This window comes from uncultured Chloroflexus sp. (assembly GCF_937129525.1).
Lineage (GTDB): Bacteria > Chloroflexota > Chloroflexia > Chloroflexales > Chloroflexaceae > Chloroflexus.
Genome location: NZ_CAKZNK010000017.1, coordinates 1 through 8,901, shown reverse-complemented (window position 1 = coordinate 8,901; position 8,901 = coordinate 1). Strand labels below are relative to the sequence as shown.

Here is an 8,901-nt window from a genome sequence, read left to right as displayed (position 1 = left end):
CGGAAGCGCCATCGCCGGTATCGTCTCCGTCGGAAGCGCCATCGCCGGCGCCCGATCAGGTTCATCCTCCACGCCGCGCTACCCCGCGATCGACCCGATCCAAAGCGACGCAAATGCTGAAGCATCCTTTGACCGAACTTGATCTCGATGCCCGGCTTGATCAGATTGCCGGTGTTGATTGGCGACTGGTTGCGGGTTTTCGGCGACTTGGTGTGGTAACGATCCGCGATCTCCTCTACCACTTTCCGCGCCGTTACGATGATGTCAGCAGTCGGCGCTCAATTAGTGAGTTGCAGGTCGGCGCCGAAGAGACGGTGATCGGTGAGGTCACCGATGTGCGCTCGGTGGGGAGTGGCTCGAAGTTGCGGGTGCGGGTTGAAGTCAGCGACGAGACCGGCTCGATTGAAGCGATCTTCTTCAATCAGCGCTGGATCGCTCAGCAAATTCGAGTCGGTCAGATGATCGCCGTGAGTGGTAAGGTGACGGTTTTTAATGGCAAACGCCAGTTTAACAGCCCGCGTTGGGAGCGTTATACGCCCGATCCAGACGCGCTCTTGCATACCGGTCGGCTGGTGCCGATTCATCCACTCACGCAAGGTCTCCACGAAAATCAGGCCCGCCGCTTGATCAAGCAGGTGGTCGATGCAATCGCGCCGCGCGTCCCCGACCATCTACCGCCGGAACGGCGGGCACAGGCACACCTGTTGTCGCTCGGCGAGGCGCTGGCTCAGATTCACTTCCCTGCCAGTCCTGATCAGTTGGCTGCTGCCCGCCGCCGGCTTGGTTTCGACGAGTTTCTCTTCATCCAGCTCGGCGTGTTGCAACGCAAGCGGCTTTGGCAGCAAGAGCAGGGATTGCCTTTCATTATCGATCAGCAGGTTCACGCCGAATTGCAGCGGTTGTTACCGTTTCAATTGACTGCCGCTCAGCAACGGGCAATCAGCGAAATCTTTGCCGATTTGCAGCGCCCTTCGCCGATGGCTCGTTTATTGCAGGGTGATGTTGGGAGCGGTAAAACCGTCGTGGCTGCCGCGGCGCTGTTGCAGGCAGTTGCCAACGGATTGCAGGGCGCGTTGATGGCGCCTACCGAAATTCTGGCCGAACAGCATGCCAGAAATCTCAAGCAATTGCTGAGTCGAGTGCGGGTGCCGCGCAAGGCAACCGTCACCGATACGGCAGAGCGGTATCAGCAGGCTGACTGGCGATCATTGCTCGACCCTGATGAGGCAGCGAAACTGGCCGAGATCACGCAAATTCTCGGCATGACACCTGATGAGGATATGGGTGGTCAGGGGGTACGGGTAGCATTGCTCACCGGCAGCCTGGGGACGCGCGAACGACGGCGAGTGCTGGAGGGGATTGCCCGCGGTGAGATCGATTTGGTCGTAGGTACCCACGCGCTGATTACCGAGACAGTGCAGTTTCATCGTCTGGGACTGGTGGTTGTCGATGAGCAGCATCGGTTCGGCGTCGAGCAGCGGTTGCGGCTGAAGAATAAAGGCCACAACCCGCACATGCTGGTGATGACAGCCACTCCCATCCCGCGTACACTGACGCTCACCATCTACGGCGATCTCGATGTCTCGGTGCTTGATGAGCGACCACCGGGTCGGCAAGAGATTCGTACCCGGCGTGTCGGTCGCGCCGAACGCGATAAAGTGTATCGCCATATTCGCAAGCAGGTGGCGGAAGGGCGGCAGGTCTACGTGATTTGTCCGCTGGTTGAGGAGAGTGAGCGCGTCACGTTGCCTTCGGCAGAGGAGATGTATGAGCGCTTGCAACACGAAGTCTTCCCCGACTTGCGGGTGGCACTGTTGCACGGTAAGCTGTCAGCCCGTGAAAAAGACGAAGTGATGCGCGCATTTCGCGATCACCAGTACGATATACTCGTGGCGACAGCGGTGATCGAGGTCGGGATTGATGTGCCTAACGCGACAACAATTGTGATCGAAGGCGCGGAGCGTTTTGGACTGGCCCAGTTGCATCAGTTTCGCGGTAGAGTCGGGCGCGGAAGCCATCAGAGCTACTGCATTTTGCTGAGCGATAGCGACAATCAGCAATCGCAAGAGCGCCTGGCAGCGCTTGAACAGACCACTGACGGATTTAAGCTGGCCGAAATCGATTTACAATTGCGCGGGCCGGGTGAATTTTTTGGCACCCGCCAGAGCGGCACACCCGATTTGAAGATGGCGCAGCAAGGCGATACCCGCCTGTTGGTTGAAGCGCGCCGGTTGGCCGAGGCAATTCTAAACGATGATCCAGAGCTGGCCCATCCTGAGCACGAGCTGTTGCGCCAGAAAGTCGATGCTTTTTGGGCTGCGGCAATGCAGGCCGGATGAGGTTGCGTCTGCGTGTTCTATCATGTTCTTGCCGTTTGTCGCATAGTGAGTCTAACCGGATCTAAAGCGATGGAGCTTGCTCATGCCGACACAGACAATCGTCCTTCCGCTTGCGTTCGGCGCGGCCAGAGTGCTGGAGTGGTTGGTTGCCGCTGGCGATACAGTAACGCCTGCCACGCCAGTAGTGCGCATTCTGGCTGGCGATGCTGAGTGGGTGTTGCCGGCGCAATGCGAAGGGGTAGTGACCGGGCCATTGGTGGAGATCGGCGCGCAGGTTGTTGCAGGAACGATCCTGGCTTATTGTAACGCGCCCCGCCGCATGCGAATGACTCCGCTGGCACGCCGGCTGGCGACCGCGCTGGGTGTCGACCTCACCACACTAACCGGTAGTGGGCCGGGCGGTCGTATCGGGAGAGCTGATGTGCTGGCTGCAGTCGGTTCAGACGCCATTCCCGGCAGGTCACAACCGGCGCCGGAAGCGATCACAGAATCTGCTCTGATTGAGGCGACTCCCATTCATTCCGCAGCGCCGGTTTTGCCTTCAGAGAATCCAATCGCATCGGATCGCGACTCCACACCTGCCGTTGCCACCGCCAGCCGACTTCAACTGTTCTTAACCGACCTGATCCCACTGGCCAGCGCCACCATTGCAATCGATGTCCAACCGCTCTTGCGACACCGCGCAGCGCAGGCCGCCGAGTTTGCGGCGCGCGGTCTCGAGTCCACTCCATTGAGCGCCCTGATTGCGGCGGCGGCAGCCCTCTTTCCGCGCCATCCGTTGCTCAACGCTACCTGGACGGATAGCGCCCTCGTGGTGCGGCATCGCTACCACGTGGCTGCCGGTTTGCCTGATGGGCGCTGGGCGCTGATTCCTGATGCTGGCGATCTGACCGAGCGCGGTGTGGCGCGCGCACTGACGCGCGCTGACGCGGATCTTCGTCTGGCAACCTGTGCCATTACCACCGCGAACGATTGGTGGCAGATTGCGCCACCGCTGCCGGGCACAGCCGCGGCCTTGACCCTGAGCGCCGCGCATCCGCAACCGATTGCGCGCGATGAGACAACCATTGTTGTCGGAGCGGTTGCTCATCTCAGCCTGTGCTACGATGCGCGCGTTCTCGATCATCTGGCTGCGATGGCTTTTCTCAACGATCTGTGTCGCCGGCTAGGCTTGGCTATGCCGGGATCTGGCGTATTGTCGGGTTGCCACTAAATATAAGATTGCAACCATCCACTCGCTCATGGTTGCCTCACAATTACGAAAAACCGCCCGATTTTACCGCTACGCTATAGTTGCAGGTGGTATAATCTGGTTGTCAGGCAGGCAAACAGTTAGAACGGCAACAAACCCGAGGGGGTGAGCCATGGCGAGTAAGAAGCAACGGATCGGCGTGCTCACCAGTGGTGGTGATGCGCCGGGTCTCAACGCTGTCATCCGTGCAGTCGTCAAGTCGGCGTCCAGTCTGGGTTGGGAAGTGATCGGGATCCACGATGGATTCGAGGGTCTACTGGGGACGAAGAGCTATCGGGTGCTGACCAACGCCGATGTCCAGGGATTGTTGCCGCGTGGCGGTACGATCCTGCGCACGACGAACAAAGGCCATTTCGGCCCGCGGCGCAGCGATGAGCTTTCCGAGGCTGATCCGTATGTGCGCGCGGTGAAGTCGATCGAAGAGATGGGTCTGCGCGCGCTCATCACGATCGGCGGCGAGGGTACGCAACGCATTGCGCTCGAATTGCACAAATTGGGCGCGCCGGTTATTGGGGTGCCAAAAACCATTGACAACGATCTCGCCGGCACCGACCGCACATTCGGTTTCGATACTGCGCTCCAGGTGGCTACCGATGCCATCGATCGTCTGCATACCACTGCGGCCAGTCACAATCGGGTAATGGTGCTTGAGGTTATGGGTCGGCATACCGGTTGGATCGCGCTGCATGCCGGTTTGTCAGGCGGCGCCGATGTCATCTTGATCCCAGAAATACCGTTTTCAATAGAACGGGTAGCCGAAAAAGTGCATGCCCGCGACGCGCAGGGTAGCGCATTCAGTATCATCGTAGTGGCCGAAGGCGCGCGACCGCGCGGCGGGCAAGAGATGTATATTGCTGATGGTCGGTTGGGTGGTATCGGACATTGGGTAGGCGAACAGCTCGAGCATTTGACCGGCAAGGATGTGCGCGTCGTTGTGCTGGGTCACTTGCAGCGCGGCGGTTCACCCTCGCCATACGATCGCTTGCTCTCAACCCGTTACGGGGCTGCCGCAGTGCAGGCAGCCGCTCGCGGGATCTACGGTGAGATGGTAGCGCTCCGCGGGCAGGATATTGTCACAGTGCCGTTGGCCGAGGCCTGTGGCTATTTGAACCGGGTGCGACCACATAGCGATCTCGTTCTCTGCGCGCGCAGTTTGGGAATTGTGTTTGGTGATGAACTCTGATGCCGCCCTCGCTATCGGCAGCAGAGCAAGAGGTGACGCACTGATGATTCGTTATGAGATCGCCGCTACGACGGTGACCACCGCGCCGCCGGAGCGGGTGCTGGCTGTGCTGGATGATTTTAGCAATTGGCCGCGCTGGATGCCATCACTGGAACGGGTGCGGATCGAGTTGCCGCCGCATGATCGCCCGCGACCAGGTTATCGCTTCAAGCTCCACGGTATGTTCGTGCATGCCGAGATGGAGGTGATTGATTATACTCCCTTAAGCCGGGCGACTCGTTTTCGGATCAGTTTTCCGCCGTTTCAGGGTGTCAACCGTTGTCGGTTGATCCCGTTGGAGGATGGTCGTTACCGTATCGAACGGCTCGACCAGCTTGAATTGCCAGATCTGGTTGCGCATATCATCGATGCAACCCAACGTCAGCGCTTTGAGAAGCTGGCCCTGGAGTTTTTGCACGCTTTGCGCCGTGTTGTAGAGCAGACACCAAATGGAGTCGTCTCACCCCCTTCATCAACTGGCTGATCGGATCGAACAGGCCGGCCTGAGCGTGCCGGCTGCTCTGATGTTGCAAATACTGGCCCCGCTCGACGTGGTATGCAGCCAGGGTGCCCAGGTACTGATGCCGTTGACGCGCGGCACGCGCTTGGCTGGATTGATAGAACCGTTGACAACTCCGGCGCACTGGCCGGCGTTGCGCGATCTGTTGTTACTGCGCTTGCAGCAACGTCGCTAGCCAGAAGCACTCAATGTTCGCGCCTCAACTCGTTGATCAATACGGAGCGTTGCAGGGTAGCCGGTCTCTTTTCCCGGCGGTGAGCCGGGTTTGCCCTGTCAGTGCGCTAATGTCAGGGGTTTGGTCATTGTATGCCACGCGCAGCAATCTTCCGCGGAATTGGGAGACCTCCGCCTCCCTGGCGTATCCCGTGCTCACGAACGAGATACGGCGTTGTGTAGCGGCTATGTGTGAATGGTTGTAGGGCTTCCTGACGCTTTTTTGTGTCTTAAACAATTGACAAAGCCGATCTGGTAGGTTACACTCAAAAGAAAATTGACGGTCTGATTGTAAAAGATTGCTCGCTGCCAGCAAGAAGGGTGCATCTTTAATGACTCTGCCGGTAATCTTCTTCATCATTGCCCTTGCGGTGGTCATTGCTCTGGTTTGGCTCCATCACGCGCAGGTCATCGCCGGTCGTTTGCCCGAACGACGGCCATTGCCGGCGTTGACCGTATTGCAGGCAGCGTTAGCGCGTAGCGCCGAAACGGGTCGTCCGGTGCATCTCTCGCCAGGCGCCAGTACAATCGGAGCCGGTGAAGGGCAGCGGGCTACTACCGCTGAATTGCTGGCCGGGTTAAATGTTGTCCGCCAGGCGAGCGAACAGGCCGCAGCTAGCGGATCAATCATCAAGATCAGTTCGGCTGATGCCGTCGCGCATCTGGCTCTCCGTGGCGCCGCGCGGCAGGCGTATCGCGTCACCGGTCAACCGCAAGCGTTTGATCCCCGTCAGATCGAGTTGTGGGCGCACGCCGACCCGATGGCTTATGCAGCGGCTGTTGCAGCTCAGTATCGCCGCGAGCCATTGGAGGCGAGCGCGATGATCGGCGCTTTCGGTCAAGAGGTGCTGCTGGCAACCGAGACGGGCGTTACAGAGCAATTGCCGCAGATTTTGGGTAGTACCCATCCCTCGGCGCTGGCAGTTATGGCAGTGACGACACCGCATCTGCTGATCGGTGAAGAAATCTTTGCCGCAGAGGCACATTTGTCGTCTGCGCCGGGGCCGCAAGCGCGTCTGCGCACGCACGACACCTTGCGTGTTGCTATAATCTGGTTACTGATATTTGCTTTTGGATATGGCCTGATCCGCGCGGCGCTTGGATGGCCAGCCTTGCCGGGATGGTGAGTGCATGTCGTCTCCGTTACGCAATCCTCGTCAGTTAATTGCTGCGCTGATTGCCGGTGTCAGCGGCTTGATTGTGCTGCTTGATTTTGTCGGCGCCGGTCCTGCCGTCGCCACACTGGCGGCAGTGTTGGTGCAGTGGGCAGCGCTGATCACGGCAATCGCTGTTGTCATCGGCGGGTTGAGTGTCTTGCGCGCGCATGTGAGTCGCTTGCGCGCGCGCGTGCCTGACGCCGGGTATAGCGTTGTGCTGATCACCGGTATGGTGATTGTGATTGTAGCCGGGATCTTCTATCCGACCCGCGCGGCAACCGGGTTGTCGCTACCAGCAACCCTGGCGGCGCCGACAATCCGCGCGGTTTTTCGGTTGGTTTACGAGCCGCTTGCCGCTAGTTTGCTGGCATTGCTCGCCTTTTTTGCGCTGAGCGCTATGTTGCGCGCTTTACGCAGCGGACGCACCGAGGCAGTGATTGTGGTGATGGTAGCATTGTTGGCGTTGATTATTCAATTGCCTCCGCTGACGCTCATCCCGCTGATCGGGCAGACAGTGCAATGGCTCAACGATTACCTTGTTGCCGCTGGCGCGCGAGGTCTTTTGCTCGGTTCGGCAATTGGTGCGTTAGTGGCTGGTGTGCGTCTGCTCATTGGCTTTGATATGCCGTATGCCGATCGCTGAGTGGATCCGCGCCGGCGCCTGATAATGCCACTATGGAACACTTACCGCCATGGCTTCGAAATGTGCCGTTGCCGCCACCACCATCCGATGATGATACGCCAGAATGGCTGCGCGGTATCGATAGCATATCTCCACCACCGCCACCGGCAGTCGAAGCGCCGCCGGACTGGTTGACATCGCCTGAACCGGAAACTGGATCAACCGATGTGCCTGATTGGCTCGCCGAGCTACAGGCGGAAGTCACCGATCCGCTTGCTCAACCTGAGTCGGCAGCATGGCTTGGTGACGATTCGTCAGCCGCTCCCTTTGATCGCCCCTCAACCTTTGGCGCGACAGGTTGGTTGCAGAGCCTGAGTGGTCAGCCATCCGATAGTGAGTCTCAGGTGGAGCCTCCAACGACCAGTTCACGGATTCGAAGGCCGGTCGGCCCAACTGACTGGCTGCGCAGTATTGGCCACGAAGAGGTTAGTGAATCGTCACAGGCCGCCGCTGCTCGAGAACCGACACCGCTTGATCCGGAAACCGGAGTGCCAGATTGGTTGCGTGAACTGAGTGAAGAGGAGATTTCTCAGGCTTTTACGGCGACGCCAGCGGAGTCGTCGTTGCTACCTGATGAACCGGTTGTGTCTGCGGCGACGAAAGATGAACCGGCACTTGATAGCTGGCTAAAAGAGCTGGAGTCGCTTGCGCCAACCGTCTCTGCTTCTGAGTCTGATTGGATGGCTGATTTAGCTACAAACGATGAGACAGTTGTGGCGCCCAATTTGCCGGAGTGGAGGGGTGCGGATCAAGTGCCACCCGATCGTCCTGTTCAGCCTGATCTGCCGGCATGGTTGCAGAATGTTGCTGGTGATGAACCTCCGGCTGCATCTGCTTCAGTGCGTCTCGACCTGCCTTCCTGGTTGCTTGATGATGACCTGATTGCGCCACCCTCAACGACAACGCCGCCAGTTGCTCCCGATGCGCCAACATTGCTGGCTGATAGCAACGCGGCGTTGCGCTCTGCCGATACACCTCCAACCGATCTTCCGGTCTCGTTGAGCGATAAACCGGAGGTGACTGAGCAGCCGCCTGCACCCGACATTGATAATGTGCCGGATTGGTTGCTGGAAGCAGAACGTCAGTTGAATGAGGCAGCAGTATTGCCAGAGCCGGTATCGACATCGCTTCCGTCAACAGGTGATATTCCAACCTGGCTGCGAGAAGCTGATGCCAGTGATCTGAGCGCATGGGAAGCTGCCGACTCAGAACGTGAGCCATTGTCAGCAACCGCAGCGTCGCCAGCGGCGAGCAGCGACGTGCCGGCGTGGTTGCAAGAGGCAGAGGCCCCGGCGGGAGGTGAAGCGCCGGATTGGTTGCAGTCAGCGCCAGCGGCGAGCAGTGACGTGCCGGCGTGGTTGCAAGAGGCAGAGGCCCCGGCGGGAGGTGAAGCGCCGGATTGGTTGCAGTCAGCGCCAGCGGCGAGCAGTGACGTGCCGGCGTGGTTGCAAGAGGCAGAGGCCCCGGCGGGAGGTGAAGCGCCGGATTGGTTGCAGTCAGCGCCAGCGGCGAGCAG

7 protein-coding genes and 1 pseudogene are annotated in these 8,901 nt (G+C 59.4%); all 8 read left to right on the top strand.

Annotation, left to right across the window (positions count from 1 at the left end):
* The coding region (gene recG, locus Q0650_RS01100; RefSeq protein ID WP_298814954.1) for an ATP-dependent DNA helicase RecG at nt 1-2,339 on the top strand (2,339 nt) is incomplete at its 5' end.
* Between the two features lie 82 nt (nt 2,340-2,421).
* Nucleotides 2,422-3,552 (top strand): E3 binding domain-containing protein, encoded by a 1,131-nt coding sequence (locus Q0650_RS01095; protein WP_298814953.1) that lies wholly within the window; start codon nt 2,422-2,424, stop codon nt 3,550-3,552.
* A gap of 151 nt (nt 3,553-3,703) precedes the next feature.
* Entirely contained in the window at nt 3,704-4,774 is a 1,071-nt protein-coding gene (locus Q0650_RS01090) for a 6-phosphofructokinase (RefSeq protein WP_298814952.1), read from the top strand.
* Between the two features lie 43 nt (nt 4,775-4,817).
* Nucleotides 4,818-5,297 carry an SRPBCC family protein gene (locus tag Q0650_RS01085; RefSeq protein ID WP_298814949.1) on the top strand — a complete coding sequence of 160 codons (480 nt, stop codon included), beginning with the start codon at nt 4,818-4,820 and terminating at the stop codon, nt 5,295-5,297.
* Entirely contained in the window at nt 5,263-5,508 is a 246-nt protein-coding gene (locus Q0650_RS01080; protein ID WP_298814946.1) for a hypothetical protein, read from the top strand. Before Q0650_RS01085 ends, Q0650_RS01080 begins: the two co-directional genes overlap by 35 nt.
* Before the next feature lie 370 nt (nt 5,509-5,878).
* Nucleotides 5,879-6,673 carry a DUF6754 domain-containing protein gene (locus Q0650_RS01075; RefSeq protein WP_298814942.1) on the top strand — a complete coding sequence of 265 codons (795 nt, stop codon included), beginning with the start codon at nt 5,879-5,881 and terminating at the stop codon, nt 6,671-6,673.
* Between the two features lie 4 nt (nt 6,674-6,677).
* A complete protein-coding gene (locus Q0650_RS01070) occupies nt 6,678-7,346 on the top strand; it encodes a hypothetical protein (protein ID WP_298814937.1) in 669 nt (222 codons plus the stop codon).
* 32 nt (nt 7,347-7,378) lie between these two features.
* A pseudogene (locus Q0650_RS01065) lies at nt 7,379-8,901 on the top strand (hypothetical protein); the annotation flags it as partial.

What these genes read in the sequence shown, in the direction of transcription:
- Q0650_RS01095 (WP_298814953.1), top strand. Translation starts at nt 2,422, where the DNA reads ATGCCGACACAGACAATCGTCCTTCCGCTTGCGTTCGGCGCGGCCAGA.
- Q0650_RS01090 (WP_298814952.1), top strand. Translation starts at nt 3,704, where the DNA reads ATGGCGAGTAAGAAGCAACGGATCGGCGTGCTCACCAGTGGTGGTGAT.
- Q0650_RS01085 (WP_298814949.1), top strand. Translation starts at nt 4,818, where the DNA reads ATGATTCGTTATGAGATCGCCGCTACGACGGTGACCACCGCGCCGCCG.
- Q0650_RS01080 (WP_298814946.1), top strand. Translation starts at nt 5,263, where the DNA reads ATGGAGTCGTCTCACCCCCTTCATCAACTGGCTGATCGGATCGAACAG.
- Q0650_RS01075 (WP_298814942.1), top strand. Translation starts at nt 5,879, where the DNA reads ATGACTCTGCCGGTAATCTTCTTCATCATTGCCCTTGCGGTGGTCATT.
- Q0650_RS01070 (WP_298814937.1), top strand. Translation starts at nt 6,678, where the DNA reads ATGTCGTCTCCGTTACGCAATCCTCGTCAGTTAATTGCTGCGCTGATT.